This window comes from Staphylococcus sp. HMSC063A07 (assembly GCF_001836955.1).
In the GTDB taxonomy this organism is placed as follows: Bacteria; Bacillota; Bacilli; order Staphylococcales; family Staphylococcaceae; genus Staphylococcus; species Staphylococcus lugdunensis.
In genome coordinates, this window is sequence record NZ_KV830929.1 from 513 (window position 1) to 23,990 (window position 23,478).

Sequence of the window (23,478 nt, forward strand, 5' to 3'; positions counted from 1 at the left end):
AAGGAGTAACGTTTGATTCTAGAACAAACATAATAAGTGGTGTAGCGACGAAAGTCGGTACTTATCCAATCGTGGTGACAAGCACTGACGCCGATGGCAATAGTGTCGAAACGAAATTTATTATAAACGTTATAGATGAAGATAAGTTAGAAATTCAGCCTATTCCAAATCAAATTGTCAAAATCAATACCCATATTAAAGATGTTAAGATTATTATAACTGGTGGATTAGGTTCAACAATTATAAGCGTAAGTGGATTGCCTAAAGGGCTTGAATTCAAATCAGAAACGCTTACTATTAGTGGTATACCAAAAGAACCTGGAAGATATGATATTATAGTAACTGTAATTGATAGTAACTCTAATCAAGCCGATGTTCATTTTGTTATAGAAGTAATTAACGATGATAATAATAAAAAACCTGGTAAAAATTCTCATATTGATGACCCTGAGAAACCCGTAATTGACAATAGCCATAAAAATGGGATAGCCATTCATGGTAAAACGAATTCATCTAAACATGTGATTATTGATTTACCATCAGAACTTACTAAGACTGTAAATATTAATAATCCTGGTAATTATACAATATGGGTTTCAGGTGCCCATAAAATGCATAAAGAGTCTTATCGCATAGTTGAACGTGATAAAGATAATGATATTTATGTTTTACCAGATACAGGTAACAACAGTAAAAGTTCTACAGGCATAGTAGCAACTGTTTTAGCTATGATTGGGGGAATATTGTTACTATTTAAACGTCGGAAGAATGATGAAGAAAAATAATTAAATTAGCAATCTTATAGTCTCAAAAGTTAGCGCTTTAGTCCTAGCTTTTGAGGCTATTTTTCGTGGTAAAAATGGTGTGAATTATGTACGAACCTATTATATATAAAAAAATACTTTTAATAAAATTAACGAAAATAAAAATTACCTATTAATATACATTTTGTACTTGAAAAGAATATTTAAGAGAAATTATGATTAAAAAACATTTAATATAATTAAAATGCGTAATATTAAATAGTGATAAATCTGTTATAATTCATATATCATTGTATTATTACTCTAATTATATAGATTAAAATGTATTATTATAATTATTTTGTACTATATATCAAAATTCTCATATACATCTAGGAAATAAAATAGAGTTTGATATGCAATGACAACTATTTTAACCAACTATAGGAGGTCAGTGAATGACTAACAGAAAGAGAAACTCGTCACAACGCATGGATTTTATCCCAAACAAACTAAACAAATATTCAATCAGAAAATTTACAGTAGGTACAGCTTCAATATTAGTAGGTGCCACACTTTTCTTAGGGCATCATGAAGCTGAAGCAGCTGAAAAACAACAATCCATATCTCAAAACCATAGCGATGAACAAGAAAGTTCTCAAGCTGATACAACAGTAACCACAGAACAAACAACAAATAATAATGTTTCTTCTCAAACTAACGCCACGTCACCAAGCACTCAAGATAAAACAACGATAGATCACACTGAAAATCCATCTTCAACAAACCAGCAGATAACAGAAAATCAATCACTGCATGCAAAAGATTTACAAACATCAAATCAAAACAATGTCTCGCATAAAGATACTGCAAACAAATCAACAGAAAAAGAAGCTAGACAACATCAAAATCATAAATCGACAATTCAACAACAAGAAAGTTCAGAAAAGTTAGTAACAGCTGCTCAAAATGCATCAGCTACAAACCAAGCTGTATCCACCAATACGAATGAGACACATGTACAATATGCTGATAAAAAATTGAGCCAAATTGGCGTGAACCATCAAACGAAAGAACAAGTTAAAGCTTCACTAGTTACTAAGAAAGCTTTTAAGCCACGTTCTAAACGAGATTTAGATAATACAATTGTGGCAGAAGCCTTAAAAGCAGACATTACAAACCCTGACTATGGTGTTAGAACCCCTGCAACTCCTGTAACTGCAGCTGCTTCAACATCTCCAACAACGCGTGCATTGAGTAGTAATTATAGAGTAAGAGCATTAGCGGCAGCTACACCAACAGGTAAAGATGTGAGTGACAAAATTAAATTTTCAAATATAGATATAGCAGTGAAAGGTAGAACTGCACATACAAATGCTAGTGGTCAACGTGAATTATGGGTGACTTCTGGAGATATTTTATCTTTAAAAGCAGATTATACCGTTGACAATAGCGTTAAAAGTGGAGATACATTTACGATAGGCTATGGACAATATATTAGACCTGGAGGATTTTCGTTACCATCATCGGACACAGAATTAAGAGATGCAAATGGTGCAATTATAGCTAAAGGTAAATATGATAGTAACACGAATAAAACAACCTACACGTTTACAAATTACGTTGACCAATATGATAATATTCAGGGATCTTTTAAAATAGCTGCAACTGCTAAACGAGAGAATGCCATCAATGATAAAGGATCATATAATATGGACGTAAAAATTGGAAATGTTTCTTTCAATAAAAATATTATTGTTGATTATGGTGATAATAAGAATAACCCTTTAAATGCATCAACGCTTTACAGAGATCCAAAAACAAACCAACAGTATCGAATCATTTATATTAATGAGCCAGGCAAAACATATAAAAATGTGAAATATCATAGTACAACAATGAATGGAAAACTCATAGATGGCACAGATGCAATAAAAGTTTATAAAGTGAATGATCCTTCAGCAATGGTCAACAGTTTCGCACCCGATTTAACTTCAAGTAAAGTAACAGATGTTACATCATCAAAAACAATTACATATGATAATAATCGCTCAACTGTAAATGTTTCTTTAGGAAATTTAGACGGTAAAACACGTTATATTATTGCTGAAAAAGTAGAACCTACAACTGACAATGGTAACTTAAGTTCAACGTTTTCAATAACTAACGATGATAAAAATAATCCAACAATTTGGGCAGCAAGTACTACACAAGGTTCTGCTGGAGACAATTCAACTGGTAGTGGTCAACAAACAGGTAAATATTCACTTGGCGACATTGTCTGGAATGACAAAAATCGAAATGGCATTCAAGATATAGGAGAAGAAGGCATACCTAACGTTTATGTTACTTTAAAAGATGCTAACGGAAATGAAATTGACAGAGTGACAACGGATGAGAACGGCAACTATAAGTTTAAAAATTTAAAAAATGGAGAGTACACTTTAGAATATTCAACTCCTAATGGAGGATATTCGTTAACCAAAGCAGATCAAAGTAACAATGATGCAGTCGACTCAGATGCACAATTAGTCAATGGAAAATATGTTGCTAAAGCTACAATTCAAGATGATGACAACATGACAGTTGATGCCGGATTTTATAAATCTGTTTATAACATCGGAGACTTCGTTTGGAATGATACGAATAAAAACGGCATTCAAGATGACGGAGAAAAAGGACTTGCCGGCGTAACTGTATTATTGAAAGATGAACAGGGACGTACAATTGCAACTACTGTAACCGACAAAAATGGCAAATATGGCTTTTACGAATTAGAATCTGGTAACTATACAGTTCAATTTATTACACCTGATGGTTATATATTATCACCATCAAAAGTAGGTACAGATGTAACTAAAGATTCTAATGGCGATGAAGTACCAATTAAATTAACTGAAAATGATTATTCTAATGATTTAGGTTTATACAAGCCGGATGCACCTAAATTAGATGACTATGAAATTACAGTAGAAGATAAAAGTTATGAAAATACTGTTCGTGTTAACACTAAGTTACCTAAGAATACAATCCAACTTGCACAACAAGGTAAAGATGGTCGTGATCGTGTATATTATAAACAATTAGGCTATCATCCAGATTTGACTGGGAAAGATGCTTCAAAATTACTGCAAATAGACGGCTATTATTTTGAAGAAGTACGCCGAGATCATATATACCAATCACAAGATGCTATTTTTGAATATAACTTGGATAATAACACAGGTGTTAAAAATATAACGTATAATCCAACAACAAATACGTATACCGTGACATATCAAGACGGTTCAACAAAGGAACTACCAGGTCAACAGCCTAAAGGATTAACAATAAATAATAGTTATATTAATCAAAATGGAGATACTATTGTGGAATTTAGTGATGGTACAACTATTACGATTCCTAAAGGTAAAGATGGTGTCGACGGTAAAAAAGGTGAAGATGGTAAAACACCTAAAATTGAGCAAACACCAATTACCGATAGCTCAGGCAAACAAATTGGGGTTACAAGCACTGTTAAAGATGGTGATGGTAAAGTAATAAATACGCAAAAAGTACTTAATGGTCAAGATGGAGCAAAAGGAAATCCAGGTGAAAAAGGCGAAAAAGGAGACCCAGGAACGAAGGGTGACAAGGGCGAAAAAGGAGATACAGGCGCTGCAGGTCGAGATGGTCAGAATGGTCAAGATGGTAAGTCAGTCATTGCAAATACAGAACGTGGTACAAAAGATGGTCAAGAAGGCGCATATATTAGAATCTATGAGGTCAATCCAGATGGTAGTCGCGGCACAATGATTTCTGAAACATTCATCAAAGATGGTGTGAAAGGCCAAGATGGTAAAGATGGACGTTCACCATCAATCCAATAAACGCCTATAAAAGATGAAAAGGGTAAGATTATCGGAACGACGATTACTATTCTAAGTCCAGATGGTCAAGAAGTTTCACATCAAGATATTTTAAATGGTAAAGATGGCCAAAATGGAACATCTGTGACAACCATTACAGAACGTGGTAGACAAAATGATCAAACAGGTTCATATGTTAGAACATATGAAAGAAATCCAGACGGTAGTCGTGGCAAGCTCATCAGTGAAACCTTTATCTCAGATGGTCAGAATGGTAAGGATGGACAAAATGGCATGAATGGAAAATCTATAACAGCGGAAACACGTCCTGGTACAGATGCTGATGGAAACACTGGTGCATGGATTCGCGTTTATGAGTTGAATCCTGATGGCACTAAAGGCCAACTTATCAGTGAGACGTTTATTAAAAATGGCGCAAAAGGTGAAAAAGGCGAAGACGGTAAGACACCAAAAATCGAACAAACTCCAATACGTGACAGTTCTGGTAACCAAATTGGTGTAACAATCACGGTAACAGATGGTGATGGGAACGTCGTTAGTAAAGAGAATATTTTAAATGGCAAAGACGGTGCAAAAGGTGAAAATGGTAAGACGCCATCTGTAGAACAACAAGCCATTCAAGATAAAGATGGAAAGCAAATCGGAGTCACAATTATTATCAAAGATGGAGACGGTAAAGAAATCAGTCGTCAAAACATTCTAAATGGCCAAGATGGTAAAAATGGTACTCCTGGTAAGGATGGTCAAACACCAACAGTTGAAACAATGCCAGCATTAGATAAAGATGGAAAGCAAATCGGTGTAACTATTATTACACGCGATGGTGATGGTAAAGAAATTGGGCGTCAAACAGTGACGAATGGCCAAGATGGTAAATCTATTACTGCAGTAACGGCACGTGGAGAACAAAATAATCAGACAGGTTCATGGATACGTGTGTATGAAGTAAATCCAGATGGCACACGTGGTAAGTTAATTAGCGAAACGTTCGTTGCTGATGGTCAAAAAGGTGCTGACGGTAAAAACGGTGTTGGTGGCAAAGACGGTAAAACACCAACAATCGAGCAACAGCCTATTCGTGATAAAGACGGAAAACAAATCGGTGTAACTATCATTATCAAAGATGGAGACGGTAAAGAGATTAGTCGTCAAAAAATTCTAAATGGTCAAGATGGTCAAAAAGGTGCTAATGGTCAAGACGGTAAATCTGTAACTGCAATTACAGAACGTGGTACTCAAGATGGCCATAAAGGTTCATACATTAGAATTTATGAAATGAACCCAGATGGTACACGTGGTAAATTGATTAGTGAAACATTTATCGCTGATGGCGAAAAAGGTCGAGATGGTAAGTCAGTAACTGCCGAAACTACACGTGGAGATAAAGATGGTCAAACTGGAGCGTACGTCCGAATTTATCTAACCAATCCAGATGGTACACGTGGCAAATTAATCAGTGAAACCTTTATTGCTGATGGTCAAAAAGGTAAAAATGGCCAAGATGGTAAGACCCCAACAATTGAGCAACTTCCGATTTTGGATAAAAACGGAAAACAAGTTGGTGTGACAGTAATTGTCAAAGATGGAAATGGCAAAGAAATTAGTCGTCAAGATATCTACAATGGGCGTGATGGCCAAGACGGTAAAGATGGCAAAACACCATCTATTGAACAACAGCCAATTTTAGATAAAAATGGTAAACAAATCGGCACTACTGTGATCATTAAAGATGGAAATGGCAAAGAAATCAGTCGTCAAGATATTCACAATGGTCAAGACGGTAAGACCCCAACGATAGAGCAAGTACCTTCTTTAGACAAAGAAGGCAAACAAAACGGTATCATTGTGATCATTAAAGATGGCGATGGTAAAGAAATCAGTCGTCAAAATATTTATAACGGTGAAAAAGGTCAAGATGGCAAGGACGGTAAAGATGGTGTAGATGGTAAATCAATTACTGCCATAACAGAACGTGGTACAAAAGATGGTAAATCTGGTTCTTACATCTATATCTATGAAATGAATTCAGACGGTAGCCGTGGCAAATTAATTAGTCAAACCTTTATTGAAGATGGCCAAGACGGTAAAACACCAAGCATTGAACAACAACCAGTTAAAGATGAAAAAGGAAATCAAGTTGGTGTTGTTATCATTGTTAAAGACGGTGATGGTAAAGAAATCAGTCGCCAAGTTATTGTAAATGGCAAAGACGGCAAAGATGGTAAAACACCAAGCATTGAACAACAGCCAATTAAAGACGAAAATGGTAAGCAAATTGGCATCACGATTATTGTTAAAGATGGTAATGGCAAAGAAGTAAGTCGTCAAAACATATACAATACATCTAATATCACAAATATTTATGTTAACGTTGAAGGCAACATTGTCTTTGTCTTCAAAGATGGAACAACTTGTATTTGTAAATGTGAGCCAAACAAACCGAGCGAACCAGGCAAACCAAGCGAACCAGGCAAACCAAATGAGCCAAGTAAGCCAAGCGAGCCAAACAAGCCAAGTGAGCCAAGCAAGCCAAGCGAGCCAAACAAACCAAATGAGCCAAGCAAGCCAAGCGAGCCAACCAAGCCAAGTGAGCCAAACAAACCGAGCGAACCAGGTAAGCCAAGCAAACCGAACAAATCAGTTCATACTAGAACAATGAAACATGTGAACTATAAAACAACGAGTCATTTACAGCAAGTTCATGATACGACACAATCAAACAATGATAAAAAACAGCAAGAATTGCCAGCAACAGGTGCTGTTGATGACAATGGTTATCAAGCTCCATTCTTTGGATCATTATTTGCAATTTCAGGAACAATATTGTTCTTAGCAAGACGTCGTAAACATCATCAATAACAATCATTAAATAGCGTTAATTATATGAGATTCGTTATAGTATAGAAGTTTCTGAAGTAATCAAACAGGTATGGGAAACTAAAGGTTGAAAATCTTTTATCCCATGCCTGTTTTTTTATAAAATGAGTTCAGTTCGTTTTTAAGAGAGAAGTCATATCTATTTAGATATAGAAATATTTTAAATAATTACAAATAAATATTAGAGATAAGCTTGACTTTAGTTATAAATATCGTTAAAGTATTAGCATATAATTCTGACAATTCAGATAGGTATTAACTGTATTGTTGCAAAAATGGAGGGGGATCACAATACGATGTCAGTACCTAAAATAACTTACGATGTATTTTCTGAGGACCCTTTTATAGAAAAGCTAACACTAGATGAAGGAACAAAAGGCGCATATGACATTTTAAAGTGGGCGTATGACACATATGGTGAGTCAATCGTGTATGCATGTAGTTTTGGTGCGGAAAGCATGGTGCTCATTCATATTATTAGTCAGATTAAACCTGATGCCCAAATCGTATTTTTAGACACAGATTTACATTTTCAAGAAACATACGATTTAATAGAAGATGTAAAACAACGTTTTCCTCAATTACGTATCGAAATGAAGAAACCAGACCTCACACTTGAAGAACAAGCAGAAAAATATCAACCCGCACTATGGAAAGCAAATCCCAACCAATGTTGTTATATACGAAAAATTAAACCACTAGAAGAAGTTTTATCTGGCGCAGTAGCTTGGATTTCTGGATTAAGACGAGCTCAATCCCCAACAAGAGCACACACGAATTTCATTAATAAAGATGAACGTTTTAAATCAATAAAAATTTGTCCTTTGATTTATTGGACGGAAGAAGAAGTTTGGGACTATATCAATGATAATCATTTACCTTACAATGCTTTACATGATCAGCATTACCCTAGTATTGGATGTATTCCTTGTACTTCTCCAGTGTTTGATTCAGATGATTCCCGTGCAGGAAGATGGTCGAGCTTTTCCAAAACAGAATGTGGCTTACACGTAGCAGATAAGCCATAAAAATTTTACTACTTATTCTTATTATTCCGATATGAATTTAAAATAAAATTAGCATTGGAAAGTTATACACGGTTATTTCATAATAGAAGGGTAGATAAATAAAATAGTAATTATTGATAAGAGGTGGAACGATTGAGTTTAAGTGTAACAAACAGTCCATTTACTGCAGAACAAGCCAAACAACTTAGTGAAGTTATTGCTACGTTAACACCTGAACAAAAGGTATGGCTTAGTGGCTATTTAATTGCCAATCAACAGACAATACAAACCAATTCATCGGTTCAAAGTGAACAACTCTCAACAAAAGCTGAAGCAGTTATTCAAAGCAATGAACAGGAGATAGAACCAACACAGCGCAGTATTACGGTACTTTATGGTTCAGAAACAGGGAATGCGCAAGGTGTAGCTGAAATTTTTAGCGAACGTCTAACGAATCTTGGTCATAACGTTGTAATAAGTAGTATGGACACATTCAAAACAAAAGAACTTAAGAAAGTAGAAGATTTATTTATTGTCACATCGACACATGGAGAAGGTGACCCGCCAGATAATGCGCTAGAATTTCATGAATTCTTGCATAGTAGAAAGGCACCTAAGTTAGAAGGTGTTAGATTTTCAGTCCTAGCTTTAGGAGATCAAACTTATGAATTTTTCTGCCAAACAGGTAAAGATTTTGATAAAAAACTAGCTGAATTAGGCGCAGAACGTTTATATGAACGTATTGATTGTGACATTGATTATGACGAAGATGCGGAAAAATGGATGGCTAACGTCATTAAAGCCATTGATACTGAGTCAAGAGGTACAGAAAGTGAACAAGTTATAAGTGAATCAATTAAAGCAGCTAAAGAACGAAAGTATTCTAAAAGTAATCCATATGAAGCAGAAATTTTGGACAATATTAATTTAAATGGCAAAGGTTCAAATAAAGAAACACGACATGTTGAATTGTTGCTAGATAATTTTGGAGAAGAATATGAACCTGGCGATTGCATTGTAGTATTACCACAAAATGATCCGCAAGTCGTTGATTTGCTTATCGCAACATTAGGCTGGGATCCAGAAGAACAGATTCCTGTATCTGAAGATGGTGATACATTAACGTTATCCGATGCATTAACACGTCATTTTGAAATTACTAAGTTAACGAAGCCATTGCTACAACAAGCAGCAGCCATATTTGACAATGATGACTTGAGCGACAAAGTTCAAGATAATGAATGGGTTCAACAGTATATCAATGGTAGAGATTTTATTGATTTGCTTAATGATTTTGGAACGGATGAGTTGCTACCTGTAAACTTGTCACAGCTTTTACGTAAGTTGCCACCAAGAGAATATTCCATCTCAAGTAGCTATAAAGCAACGCCGGATGAAGTACATATTACAGTGGGCGCAGTGAGATACCAATCTCACGGACGAGATCGCTCAGGTGTTTGTTCAGTTCAATTTGCAGAGCGTCTTCAGCCAGGAGATACGGTACCAATTTACTTAAAACGTAATCCAAATTTTAAGTTTCCAACAGAAGCGGATACGCCGATTATTATGATTGGTCCAGGAACAGGAGTCGCACCTTTTAGAGCTTGTATGCAAGAACGTGAAGAGCTTGGATTTAAAGGTAATACATGGCTATTCTTTGGAGATCAGCATTTTACAACAGACTTCTTATATCAAACTGAATGGCAAGCATGGTTAAAAGAGGGATACTTAGAAAAAATGGATGTGGCTTTTTCTAGAGATACAGACCACAAAATATATGTCCAACACCGTATTATGGAACGCAGTGCACAGTTTAATGCATGGTTAGAAAAAGGAGCATCTATCTATATTTGCGGTGATGAAAAACACATGGCAAAAGATGTGCATCAAGCCATCAAAGATGTGTTAGTAAAAGAACAGGGACTTAGTCAAGATGAAGCAGAAGCATATTTAAAACAACTTAAGAAAGATAAGCGTTATCAACGGGACGTATATTAAAAGAAAGGCAGGGGGATTCAATGGCAAAATCGAATGAGCAACTTGAGCAAGAATTAAATCAAAAACTTGATCAATTAGAATACATCAAAGATGATAGTAATTATCTACGTGGCACGATTGAACAAGGTTTAGCAGACCCGTTAACTGGTGCTATTTCCGATGATGACACTAAGTTGCTGAAATTTCATGGTAGCTATCAACAAGATGATAGGGATTTGCGTGACGAACGGCGAAAACAGAAGCTTGAGCCAGCGTATAGCTTTATGATCCGTGTACGTCTTCCTGGAGGGACAGCTACACCAGAACAATGGATAGCCATGGATGACATATCAAATCAATATGGTAATCACACAATGAAATTAACAACACGCCAAACATTCCAATTTCATGGCATTTTAAAGCGTAATTTAAAAGCATCTATGCGCCATATAAATGATGCATTACTAGACACGATTGCTGCATGTGGGGACGTCAATCGTAATACAATGTGTAATCCTAATCCGTATCAATCACGTTTTCATCAAGAAATGAATGATTATGCAGCAGCAATCAGTAATCATTTATTACCGCAAACCAATGCATATCATGAAATATGGTTAGATGGTGAAAAGGTGTTGGATTCAAGTGAAGAAGTTGAACCGATGTATGGTAAAACATATTTGCCACGTAAGTTTAAAATAGGCATTGCTTTACCGCCAAGCAATGATATTGATGTTTACTCACAAGATATTGGTTTAATAGCTATTGTTGACCATGATGAGTTGATAGGATTTAATGTCTTAGTTGGTGGTGGTATGGGTATGACACATGGCAATAAAAATACCTATCCACAAATCGGGCGTTTACTGGGTTATATACCTAAAGAAGAAGTGGTCGATGTTTGTGAAAAGATTTTAACGATTCAGCGTGATTATGGTAATCGTGTAGACCGAAAAAATGCACGCTTTAAATATACCGTTGATCGTTTAGGGCTTGAGAGAGTCAAAACAGAATTAAATCAACGTCTTGGATGGGAAATTCAAGAACCAAAAGCCTTTAAATTTGAGCATAACGGTGATCGTCTTGGTTGGATTCAAGGAGAACACAATTGGAATTTTACGCTGTTTATTCAAAATGGTCGTATTAAAGATTTAGAAGATTATAAATTGAAAACTGCTTTGCGAGAAATTGCTGAAGTACATCAAGGAGACTTTAGATTATCACCCAATCAAAATCTAATTATTGCTAATGTGTCTCCAGAACATAAAAAGGATATACAAGATATTATTGAACGTTATCAATTAACAGATGGTAGACACTATTCAGGTTTACGACGTAACTCTATGGCTTGTGTTGCATTTCCAACATGTGGTTTAGCTATGGCTGAGTCAGAACGCTACCTACCTTCATTGATTGGTAAAATAGAAGATTTACTAGATGAAGCAGGTGTTAGTGAAGAAGACATTACAATTCGTATGACAGGTTGCCCAAATGGTTGTGCACGTCCGGCATTGGCAGAAATAGCATTTATTGGGAAAGCACCAGGAAAATACAATATGTATTTAGGTGGTGGTTTCAAAGGAGAACGTTTGAATAAACTGTATAAAGAAAATATTGATGAACAACAAATTTTAGCAAGTTTGCGACCAATATTAATGGATTACGGTAAGTCACGTTTAGAGGGCGAACATTTCGGTGATTTCGTCATTCGTTCAGGCGTTATTGCTGAAGTGCATTCTGGTCAAGATTTTCATAGCTAATCAGCTAAAAAGAGGGTGTTAATATGGGGAAAGTCTACTTAGTTGGTGCGGGTCCAGGTGACCCGGAGCTGATTACAGTAAAAGGTTTAAAGGCAATTAAACAAGCGGATGTTATTTTATACGACCGTTTAGTCAATAGGGAACTCTTGGATTACGCAACGGCAGGTACAAAATTGTTTTATTGCGGAAAGGATCCTAATAGACAGTCGTTGCCACAGTCAGAAACGAACAAAATGCTTGTGAGCTTAGCTAAAAAAGGTCATACAGTAACACGTTTGAAAGGTGGAGATCCCTTTGTTTTTGGCCGTGGTGGTGAGGAAGCGGAAATATTAGCGCAACATCATATAGCATTTGAAATTATACCTGGTATTACAGCAGGAATTGCTGCGCCAGCCTATGCAGGGATTCCAGTGACGCATAGAGATTTTAGTTCATCTGTCGCTTTTGTGACTGCAGTGAATAAGCCAGGAATGACTAAAGCTGCTTATTGGGAACATCTCGCACATGGACCGGAAACGTTATGTATATATATGGGTGTTAAACGTTTGTCTGAAATTTGTGGTTTATTAATTAAATACGGTAAACCTATTGATACCCCTGTTGCATTAATCCACTTAGGTACAACAGCATATCAACAAACGGTCACTGGCACATTGAGTACAATAACAGAAGTAGCTAAAAATATTAAAAATCCAGCTATGATTGTAATTGGTCAAGTCGTACAGATGCATGATAAAATTCAATGGTTTACGGAACAAACTGAACAGATGAGAATGGACTATTCACAAGTGAATTCTAAATAAATTAACAGGAGGATAAAGATATGAATATGCCACTTATGGTTGATTTAGCAGGACAACGCATTGTAATTGTCGGAGGTGGGCAAGTTGCTGCCAGACGAGCTTCCAATTTTATCGACTACTGCCAAGATATTCATATCATTAGTCCTCAAGTTCATTCGTCATTAGAAGATTTAATAAATGCTGGACAAATCACCTGGCATCAAAAAGAATTTGACGCCGCTGATATAGCAGGTGCATTTTTAGTCGTTGCTGCGACAAATAATAAGGCTGTTAATCAACAAGTTAAAGCGCTGGTACCTCCAGGCTGTTTATTCAATAATGCTGAAGATGCAACGTCTGGCAATGTCACTATTCCTAATATATTAAAAAGAGGTAAATTAACACTAAGCGTAGCCACGCAAGGCGCAAGTCCAAAGTTAGGGATACAAATAATTGAACAACTTAGCCACACGTATGATGAACGCTATGAGCAATACGTTGAATTTTTATATCAATGTAGACAGACGCTCAAACGAATAAATATTGAGCCATCTTATCGACAAGCATTATTGGCAAAGATCGTCTCTGACGACTATTTAGATCTTGATAAGCAACAAGCATTTTTACGATGGCTCCAAGCACAAGCTGAATAATAGGGGGCACTTAATTTATGAAAAAATTGTTGATTTTTGCATTAGCTGGATTTTTGGCCCAACTTGTAGATGGATCATTAGGCATGGGGTTCGGTGCGTCATCGTCCTCCATTTTATTAACATATGGTATTACACCAGCGATTGTGTCAGCAACGGTTCACTTTTCTGAAATAGCAACAACAGCAGCGTCAGGAACATCGCATTGGAAGTTTGATAATGTCCATCGATCGACCATGTTAAAGTTAGCAATTCCAGGTGCAATCTTTGGATTTTTAGGCGCGGCATTTTTAACACATATTCACAGTAGTGTTATTAAGCCATATATTGCAATATTTTTATTAGCAATGGGATTTTATATTTTATATCAATTTTTATTTCGTCGTCAGCATGAAACACATGAACATGTTGGTCAATTAAGTGGCTGGAAATTAATTCCACAAGGTGCGATTGCTGGTTTATTAGATGCGATTGGTGGCGGTGGCTGGGGACCAGTCAACACACCCATATTATTATCTAGTAAAAAGATACAACCTCGTTATGCGATTGGTACCGTATCAGCCAGTGAATTTTTCGTAACATTAGCCACATCGCTATCATTTATTTTATTTTTAGGGATAACACAAATTAATTGGTGGCTTGTTGTTGCATTAAGTATTGGTGGCATGGCTGCTGCACCTATTTCAGCATACTTAACAAAAATATTGCCCATTAATATATTAGCGATATGCGTAGGTGGTTTGATTATTTTTACCAATAGTAATGCTTTATTAAGTTATTTTGTCGACAATAGCACAATCATAAATGTCATAAGATTCGCAATTATTTGTAGTATTTTAGTACTTATCATTTTTGTTGCCATTCGCAACAGATTGTTATCTTTTTCTTACAAGAAAAACCGAGTAAACAAATATAATTAATTGGATAAAGGAGTTTTGTTTTATGTCAGTCTCAAAAGATATACTTCATTATACAATCAAACCACATGGTGGCGTACTTATTAATCGAGTCGTTGAAGGTATAGAACGAACACAGTTGAGTCAAGCAGCACAATCGTATAAAGCAATTACATTAAATCCATGGGCAATTTCAGACTTAGAATTAATTGCTATTGGCGGATTTAGCCCCTTAACTGGTTTTATGGGGCAAGAAGATTATAATCAAGTTATTGAAAAGACGCATTTAACAGATGGTTCAGTATGGAGTATTCCTATTACATTACCAGTTACAGAAGATGTTGCATCAAAGCTTGAAATTGGTGATCATATTGCTTTATATGGTGAAGATGGAGCACTATATGGCACTTTAAAGCTTACCGAAAAGTACACGTATGATAAGAAAAGAGAGGCTCAGCTTGTTTATGGTACGACCGATGTAAAACATCCTGGTGTGAAGAAAGTTTATGACAAAGGAAACGTATATCTAGCGGGACCAATTCAATTATTAAAGCGTCCACAGCATAATAAATTTGCGGATTACCATTTAGATCCGCACGAAACACGTCAGCTTTTTCATGATTTAGGTTGGAAGACGGTTGTCGGTTTCCAAACAAGAAATCCAGTGCACCGCGCACATGAATATATTCAAAAATCTGCTTTAGAAATTGTAGATGGCTTATTATTAAATCCATTGGTAGGTGAAACAAAAGCAGATGATATTCCAGCAGATGTACGTATGGAAAGTTACGAAACGATACTAAAACATTATTATCCTAAAAACCGTGCTCGATTAGTTATTTATCCAGCAGCAATGCGTTATGCAGGGCCAAAAGAAGCAGTTTTACATGCTATTGTACGCAAAAATTATGGATGTACACATTTTATTGTTGGACGTGATCATGCTGGTGTTGGCGATTATTATGGTACATATGAAGCCCAACAATTTATTTCTCAATTTGAAGATGAATTAGATATTCAAATTTTAAAATTCGAGCATGCGTTTTATTGCGAAGCATGTGGCAATATGGCTACGGCTAAAACATGTCCACATGATGCGACACAACATGTTCATTTAAGTGGTACAAAAGTCAGAGAAAAATTACGCAATGGAGAAGCATTACCAACCAAATTTTCACGACCAGAAGTTGCTGAAGTATTAATCAAAGGGTTACAACAACATTAAGGTGGGGGGAAGTAACATGAGTCAATCAAGTCATATTACATGGCACGATTCAGAAGTAACAAAAGCAGATAGACAAAAGCAAAATGGTCATAAAAGTGCAGTCATTTGGTTTACCGGACTATCTGGTTCTGGAAAGTCAACAGTGTCTGTCGCATTAGAGCAAGCTTTGTTTGAATTAGGAAAACATGCTTATCGTTTAGATGGAGACAATGTGCGACACGGTCTAAACAAGAATTTAGGCTTCAGTCCAGAGGATCGTAAAGAGAATATTCGACGCATTGGTGAAGTCAGTAAACTGCTTGTTGATGCAGGGACGATTGCAATCACAGCCTTTATTTCTCCATATCGTGTCGACCGTGATGACGTAAGGAATATATTAGAAGACGGGGAATTTATTGAAGTTTATACCCAATGTAGTGTTGAAGAATGTGAAAAGCGAGATCCTAAAGGTTTATATGCAAAAGCACGTTCAGGGGAAATCAAAGAATTTACCGGTATTAACGCGCCTTATGAAGCACCGTATCATCCAGAAATTACAATTAATACTGAACAGCAAAGTGTGGAACAAGCTGTAGCACACATTCTTAATTATTTGACAGATAATAAATATCTTTAATAAGTGGAGCATAGAGAGTAAGCCAGTTTACTTTCTATGCTTTGTTTATGGAACGAGAAATAACATCATAAAGTATTATCATTTACTGATAGATTCATTTGTACTAACGTGTTTAAAAATGCATTATTGCTGAACATGTGATGAAATTGAAAATCTGGCAGTTACAAAGATAATAAATTATAGAAATAAGATTGTTGCAAAACGTGTTGTCATATAAGTGAGACGCACATGAAAAATGTTTAGAAAAAAAGCATAGTGTGAATAATTTAAGAAACGTTAAATTAAAGTAGAAGAGGCGATATGAATGACTGTTTTGTCTGAACAGGAAAGAATAGATATTTTAGCAGACATCGTTAATATCAATACAGAGAATAATAATGAAATCGAGGTTTGCTATTATTTGAAAGAATTACTACAACGTTATGACATTGAATCAAAAATAATTGAAATTGAAGGTAAACGTTCAAATTTAGTAGCTGAAATTGGGTCAGGTAGACCTGTCATTGGTATATCTGGACATATGGATGTTGTAGACGCAGGTGATGAAGCGCAATGGATGTATCCCCCGTTTGAATTACATGAGCAAGATGGGAAATTATATGGGCGTGGTACATCTGATATGAAGGGCGGCCTTGCTGCGTTAGTCATTGCTATGATAGAAATAAAAGCTTCTAATTTGTTACAACAAGGTACCATCCGTCTTTTAGCAACAGCAGCTGAAGAAAAAGAAATGTCAGGATCAATGTTATTTCGTGATAAAGGTTACGTTGATGATTTGGATGGATTGATTATTGGTGAACCAAGTGATCATTATATAAACTATGCTAACAAAGGTTCAATGGGTATTAAAATTAAAGCTAAGGGTGTTGCCGCGCATAGTTCGTTACCTAATTTAGGACATAATGCAATAGATGACATAATTAGATATATACAAAAAATCAAAGAAAAATATGAAGATATTAAAAATAATGATAATAAACATTCATTAGACGTATCACCGCTAATTAAAGATTACTTTGGTGATAAGTTTAATGATAAGGAGCTTAGAAAATTAGAAAATGTTGCTGAGGGTTTAGTTATAGTTAACTCAATTATTTATGGTGGGGAACAGTTTAATACAGTACCTGAAAGTGCATATGCAGAATTTAATATACGTACAATTCCAGAATATGATAATGAAGCAATCATACAATTGTTTGAAGAAACTTTGTATGAAGTGGATCAGGCACAATTATCAATGGAAATCACTACGAATCATGCCCCTGTTTATAGCAACAAAGATAATTTGTTAGTGAAGTCATTTACTGAATATAAAGATGATTTAACAGTTACAGCGCTTGTCGGTGCGACAGATGCATCAGAATTATTAAAAGGTATAGATAATGTAGACTTAACCATTATCGGTCCTGGTTTTATGCGACAAGCACATCGAGCGAATGAATATATAGATAAACAGCATTATTTAGATTTTATTGATTTGTATCAACATGTCATTGTTGATTATTTAAACAAAAAGAGTAATTAAAAGAAACTTAACTATGAAGAAACATTTGATAATAAATGTCTTCATAGTTTTTTTATGAATAAATTTAATTGTTTTTGATGTCATTAACGTGAAAGCAATTATCAGTTTTATTACAACAAATGTAATAATCTGTTGATTATGATGTCTATCATTCCCAACATCATCGTTGTTAGAGATTGTTACAAAATAGCTATGAGTTTTACATCGAACGACTGTTTATTATGATTCTTTTACAAAATATTAACAACGCACACAGCAGCTTATTTTTCTGATAGAGTGTGATTTGTCGTTGAAACAACGAGAAAAAAATTAATCATGTTTTGTAACTTGAAGGTAGCCACGAGATAAAGAAATCATTATTTAAATGAATTTAGGAGGATATTTAATTATGAAAAAGATCGCTACAGCTACAATCGCAACAGCAGGATTTGCAACAATTGCACTCGCAGGAGGTCATGACGCACACGCTGCTGAACAAAACAATAATGGTTATAATCCAAATGATCCATATTCTTATAGCTATTCATATACAATTGACCAACAAGGTAATTATCACTACACTTGGCAAGGTAATTGGAGTCCAAATCAAGCACAACAAGGTCAATACTATTCATATAATTATACAAACACAGCAGGCACTCAAAACTACAACTACAATACGCAATATAGTCAAAACTATCAGCCACAAACTCAAGCATATCACGCAAACAATGGTGGCGGATTAGGTGCTAGCTATTCAACTTCTGATAGAAATGTTAAAGTAACAACTACACAAGCACCATCAAGTCATGCTTCAAATACTAGTGGTGGTTCAGCATTTTCAGGTAAATCAGGATCAAGCTCGAACCTATACACAGCAGGTCAATGTACGTATTACGTTTTTGATAAAGTAGGCGGAAAAATTGGCTCTACATGGGGCAACGCAAGTAACTGGGCTAGCGCAGCTGCATCAGAAGGCTATAATGTTAGCAATTCACCAAAACAAGGTGCGGTAATGCAAACATCTCAAGGTGCATATGGTCATGTCGCTTATGTTGAAAAAGTCAATAGTGATGGTTCAGTTAAAGTATCAGAAATGAATTACAATGGCGGACCTGGCGTTGTCTCTACACGTACAATTTCAGCAAGTCAAGCAAGCTCTTACAATTACATCTCATAATCAACTATTTGAACGGTTCATCCTACAATATTGCGCTTCAACAATATTGTAGGATTTTTTTATTGTCTGCTGCTCAAAGTTCAAGGATTATTAACAACTCTTTGACAGTTATGTTAACATGTGGGTTTTTATTTGAAATACTATATATAGTGTTATAAGTTTAATATAAGTACTATATATAGAAATGGAATGATTTTTATGAAACAACTTGAAGCTGAATTACAAGGTCTCATTACCAAAGATCCAGCAATTGTAAATGAGAATGCCAATAAAGATAGCAATACATTTTCAACGATGCGTGATTTAACAGCAGGTGTCGTTTCAAAGTCATATGCATTACAACATTTATTACCTAAAAGAGTCGCACAAGCACATAAGAATGGAGATATACATTTTCATGATTTAGATTATCACCCATTCCAACCTTTAACAAACTGCTGCTTAATTGATGCAACATCAATGTTACAGCATGGGTTTGAGATTGGGAACGCCAATGTCACTACACCGAAATCAATTCAAACGGCGTCCGCACAACTTGTACAAATTATTGCCAATGTTTCTAGTAGCCAATATGGTGGCTGCACGGTCGACCGTGTTGATGAATTACTTAGTACATATGCACGACATAATGAAGCACATCACCGCAAAGTTGCTGAAACATTTGTTAGAGCAGATGCTATAGAAGATTATGTAGATCAACAAGTAACTAAAGATGTTAATGATGCTATAGAAAGTTTAGAGTATGAAATAAACACATTGTACACATCAAACGGTCAAACGCCATTTGTAACACTTGGATTTGGTTTAGGAACAGATAAACTAAGTCGAAAAATTCAACAGGCAATTTTGAACACACGTATCAAAGGACTAGGTAAAAATAGAATTACTGCAATCTTTCCAAAATTAGTCTTTACGATAAAAAAAGGCGTTAATTTTAGCGAAGAAGACCCTAATTATGACGTTAAGCAACTCGCTTTAAAATGCTCAACGAAACGCATGTACCCAGATGTTTTAAACTACGATACACTGGTTGATATTTTAGGTGATTTTAAAGCACCTATGGGTTGTCGTTCATTTTTACCAGCTTGGCGTGATGCTCAAGGACAATTTGAGAATAGTGGTCGATGTAATTTAGGTGTCGTAACATTAAATATTCCGCGTATTGCGATTGAGTCTCAAGGCGATAAGTTAACGTTTTGGCGACTTTTCCATGAGCGTATGGATATTTTACATGAAGCCTTACTTTATCGTATTGAGCGTGTTGCACAAGCGGTTCCTGAAAATGCTCCGATTTTGTATAAAAGTGGCGCCTTTAAATATAAATTACAAGAAGGTGAAGATGTTACAGATTTATTTAAACATCGCCGTGCTACGATTTCTATGGGTTATATTGGGTTATACGAAGCAGCTACTGTATTTTATGGTCCAAACTGGGAAACAAATCCAGATGCCAAGGCCTTTACATTAGATATATTAAAAGAAATGAAGGATTATCAATTAGAATGGACGGAAGAGACGGACGTTTGGTTCAGTATTTATAGTACACCGAGCGAATCATTGACAGACCGTTTTTGCCGCTTAGATTATGAACGATTTGGCTCTATACCAGATATTACGGATAAAGGGTACTATCAAAATTCATTTCATTATGATGTGCGAAAAGATATTACACCTTTTGAAAAAATAGATTTCGAAAAGGATTATCCATACTATGCAAGCGGTGGATTTATTCACTATTGCGAATATCCAAAATTAAATCATAATTTAAAGGCGCTTGAAGCGGTTTGGGACTATGCCTACGATAAAGTTGGTTATTTAGGAACAAATATACCAATTGATCGTTGTTATGAATGTGGCTATGAAGGAGATTTTGAAACAACTGCTCAAGGATATACATGTCCACATTGTGGTAATCATGATCCTAAAACAGTAGATGTGGTCAAACGAACATGTGGTTATTTAGGAAATCCAGTACAACGACCTGTGATTGAAGGACGTCAAAAAGAAATTTGCGCAAGAGTTAAACATATGAAGGAACCAAAATAAAATGAGTGTACTTGACGTTACAGAAGGTCGTGGTTATATTGCCAAAATTGAACAACATAGTTTTGTTGATGGTGAAGGCGTTCGCGTCAGCATGTATGTATCAGGTTGTCCCTTTCTATGCGAAGGATGTTACAATGTAGCTGCTCAACGTTTTACTTACGGCGAACCCTTTAATGATGAAACGCTTGAAGCAATTTTGCACTACTGTGAACCGGACTATATTGCTGGATTGAGTATACTCGGTGGTGAACCATTTTGTAATGTTGATATTACCTTGAAAGTTGCTCGTGCCTTTCGTCAAAAGTTTGGACACCGCAAATCATTGTGGGTATGGACAGGATTTTTGTATGAATATTTAAGTCATGATGCAGGAATAAGACATCAACTATTATCTTTGATTGATGTCTTAGTAGACGGCCCATTTATACAAGCGCTATTTCAACCTAATTTAGCTTATAAAGGTTCATTAAATCAACGTGTCATTAATGTTCCAGCATCCTTAAAAAAAGGAACCCCAGTCATTTATGTAGAAGATTAAACATAAAGTAATAGGGAAGATAAATAGTATAAGTGCATGACTTAAGGTGCATAGGAGTGATGTATATGAAGTTAATCATCATCATCGGGCAATGGCTCATAGCTATTGGTTTGATTGTTGGTTCAATATTAGAAGAACGTCACTATCGCAAACAGCGCCAGAAAAAACAATCATCACAAAATAAATAAATATTTAAGAGGGATAGCGTCGAAGTGACGCATCTCTTTTATTTTTGTCACAATTTAAGTTATTATAAGACAAATATATATACATTTTTGTATACTTTTTGCATTCTATAGTGATAAAATATTTAATGTTAAAAATATCACAAAGAAATTGTGTTAGGAGTTAAGATTATGATTCTTTTTGCCATAGAAATAGGAATTATGATTGCAGCTATTTTATTAGGATTACGAACTGCAGGCGCTTTAGGTTGTGGTATTTTCGCAATTGTGGCGCAACTCATTATGATATTTGTTTTTCAATTACCCCCTGGATCTGCCCCAGTTACAGCAGTCTTAATTATTCTTTCTATTGGTATTGCTGGGGGGACACTCCAGTCAACAGGCGGTATAGATTATTTAGTATACCTAGCTTCTAAAGTGATTGAAAAATATCCAAAATCTATTATTTTTATCTCACCGATTATTGTCTTTATCTTTGTTTTTGGTATTGGTACTGCGAATATTGCTTTATCATTAGAACCGATTATTGCGAAAACAGCAATGAAAGCAGGTATTCAACCTAGACGCCCTTTGATTGCCTCTGTATTGACAGCAAACTTAGCATTGCTATGTAGTCCTGCAGCTGCAGCTACAGCTTATATCATCTCGGTGTTAGCAGGTTATGACATTAGCATGGGCAAATATTTAAGTGTTGTTTTTCCTACAGCAATTTTGACAATGTTGCTATTAAGTGTATTTTGTACTTTGGCTGGACGTAAAAAAGAACAAGCACAACGCTTTGAATTGAAAGATTTAGAAGTCAAAGTACCAACCACGTTTCCATCAAAAGTAAAACTTGGTGTGGCTAGTTTCTTATTATGTGTAGTCGGGATATTAACATTTGGAATTTTTCCGCAATTGATGCCAAGCTTTAATATAGATGGTAAGTCAGTAGAAGTAACGATGACTGAAATTGTTCAATTCTTTATGTATTTAGCTGCTGCGATTAATCTATTATTAAATAAAATTGATACGACGGATATCTTATCATCACACATTACACAATCAGCTATAGGTGCTTTATTTGCGGTTCTTGGACCTGGATGGTTAGGTGCCACGGTATTTAATGCACCTCAAAATTTAAAAATTTTAAAGGAAGATGTAGGTGCTGTGATTCAAGTAGCACCATGGTTAGTTATTCTTTTAGTCTCTATTGTAGCGATAGTTGTTATATCACAGACTGCAACAGCTTCGATTATGTTTCCTATTGTTCTTAGTATAGGTATCCCACCAATGTTTTTTGTCGCTATGGTGCAAACGATAAATGTGAACTTTGTCATCCCAGCGCAACCGACTTTACTCTTTGCAGTTGACTTAGATGAAACGAAGCGCACTAAAGTGACCAGCTTTATTATTCCTGGATTCTTTATGATTACGGTGTCAGTGCTTATTGGTTTTTCAATTAAAGCAATATTAGGTTATTAATAGTAGTAAATTATTTACGAATCTAGAACATTATGCCTAGGAAAAATAGTGAGCGAGACAGAATTCATAATGAATTCCTAGTTTCGCCCTTGCAAGGTTGACTGGGATTGAAAAAAGCTTGGTATAAGGGTATTTTCAATCCAGTCAACTACTGCCAAT

At 35.5% G+C, this 23,478-nt stretch carries 17 protein-coding genes; all 17 read left to right on the plus strand.

The genetic code is table 11. The annotated features are described in order from the left end of the window. On the plus strand, positions 1-785 hold a 785-nt coding region (locus HMPREF2597_RS08480; RefSeq protein WP_176747070.1), incomplete at its 5' end, for a putative Ig domain-containing protein. Positions 786-1,201: 416 nt separating this feature from the next. After that, the gene (locus HMPREF2597_RS08485) at positions 1,202-4,612 is read left to right on the plus strand and encodes an SdrD B-like domain-containing protein (protein ID WP_070817268.1); all 3,411 of its coding nucleotides are present in this window, start codon (positions 1,202-1,204) and stop codon (positions 4,610-4,612) included. A 123-nt stretch (positions 4,613-4,735) separates the two neighbouring features. Beyond that, entirely contained in the window at positions 4,736-7,471 is a 2,736-nt protein-coding gene (locus tag HMPREF2597_RS08490; RefSeq protein ID WP_070817269.1) for a hypothetical protein, read from the plus strand. Positions 7,472-7,785: 314 nt separating this feature from the next. Next, a complete protein-coding gene (locus HMPREF2597_RS08495) occupies positions 7,786-8,517 on the plus strand; it encodes a phosphoadenylyl-sulfate reductase (protein WP_002478529.1) in 732 nt (243 codons plus the stop codon). 132 nt (positions 8,518-8,649) lie between these two features. Then, positions 8,650-10,494, plus strand: a complete 1,845-nt coding sequence (locus HMPREF2597_RS08500) for an assimilatory sulfite reductase (NADPH) flavoprotein subunit (protein WP_002478530.1) — start codon at positions 8,650-8,652, stop codon at positions 10,492-10,494. Between the two features lie 20 nt (positions 10,495-10,514). Next, positions 10,515-12,233, plus strand: coding sequence for an assimilatory sulfite reductase (NADPH) hemoprotein subunit (cysI, locus tag HMPREF2597_RS08505; RefSeq protein ID WP_012990699.1), 1,719 nt, complete (start codon positions 10,515-10,517; stop codon positions 12,231-12,233). 23 nt (positions 12,234-12,256) lie between these two features. Next, positions 12,257-13,036, plus strand: a complete 780-nt coding sequence (gene cobA / locus HMPREF2597_RS08510) for a uroporphyrinogen-III C-methyltransferase (protein WP_002460598.1) — start codon at positions 12,257-12,259, stop codon at positions 13,034-13,036. 20 nt (positions 13,037-13,056) lie between these two features. Then, the gene (locus HMPREF2597_RS08515; RefSeq protein WP_002478533.1) at positions 13,057-13,668 is read left to right on the plus strand and encodes an NAD(P)-binding protein; all 612 of its coding nucleotides are present in this window, start codon (positions 13,057-13,059) and stop codon (positions 13,666-13,668) included. A gap of 17 nt (positions 13,669-13,685) precedes the next feature. Further along, on the plus strand, positions 13,686-14,585 hold the full coding sequence (locus HMPREF2597_RS08520) for a sulfite exporter TauE/SafE family protein (RefSeq protein ID WP_002460596.1): 900 nt from the start codon (positions 13,686-13,688) through the stop codon (positions 14,583-14,585). Positions 14,586-14,607: 22 nt separating this feature from the next. After that, the gene (sat, locus tag HMPREF2597_RS08525; RefSeq protein WP_002478534.1) at positions 14,608-15,786 is read left to right on the plus strand and encodes a sulfate adenylyltransferase; all 1,179 of its coding nucleotides are present in this window, start codon (positions 14,608-14,610) and stop codon (positions 15,784-15,786) included. 16 nt (positions 15,787-15,802) lie between these two features. Further along, positions 15,803-16,402, plus strand: coding sequence for an adenylyl-sulfate kinase (cysC, locus tag HMPREF2597_RS08530; RefSeq protein ID WP_002478535.1), 600 nt, complete (start codon positions 15,803-15,805; stop codon positions 16,400-16,402). 304 nt (positions 16,403-16,706) lie between these two features. Further along, entirely contained in the window at positions 16,707-17,927 is a 1,221-nt protein-coding gene (locus HMPREF2597_RS08535; protein ID WP_002478536.1) for an ArgE/DapE family deacylase, read from the plus strand. A 388-nt stretch (positions 17,928-18,315) separates the two neighbouring features. Next, the gene (locus HMPREF2597_RS08540) at positions 18,316-19,086 is read left to right on the plus strand and encodes a CHAP domain-containing protein (RefSeq protein ID WP_002478537.1); all 771 of its coding nucleotides are present in this window, start codon (positions 18,316-18,318) and stop codon (positions 19,084-19,086) included. 198 nt (positions 19,087-19,284) lie between these two features. After that, positions 19,285-21,132 (plus strand): anaerobic ribonucleoside-triphosphate reductase, encoded by a 1,848-nt coding sequence (gene nrdD / locus HMPREF2597_RS08545; RefSeq protein WP_002478538.1) that lies wholly within the window; start codon positions 19,285-19,287, stop codon positions 21,130-21,132. A gap of 1 nt (position 21,133) precedes the next feature. Next, positions 21,134-21,670, plus strand: coding sequence for an anaerobic ribonucleoside-triphosphate reductase activating protein (nrdG, locus tag HMPREF2597_RS08550; RefSeq protein WP_002478539.1), 537 nt, complete (start codon positions 21,134-21,136; stop codon positions 21,668-21,670). Between the two features lie 65 nt (positions 21,671-21,735). After that, positions 21,736-21,858 (plus strand): hypothetical protein, encoded by a 123-nt coding sequence (locus HMPREF2597_RS12930; protein WP_002460586.1) that lies wholly within the window; start codon positions 21,736-21,738, stop codon positions 21,856-21,858. A gap of 168 nt (positions 21,859-22,026) precedes the next feature. Beyond that, on the plus strand, positions 22,027-23,319 hold the full coding sequence (locus tag HMPREF2597_RS08555) for an anaerobic C4-dicarboxylate transporter family protein (RefSeq protein ID WP_002478540.1): 1,293 nt from the start codon (positions 22,027-22,029) through the stop codon (positions 23,317-23,319). Positions 23,320-23,478: the final 159 nt, after the last annotated feature.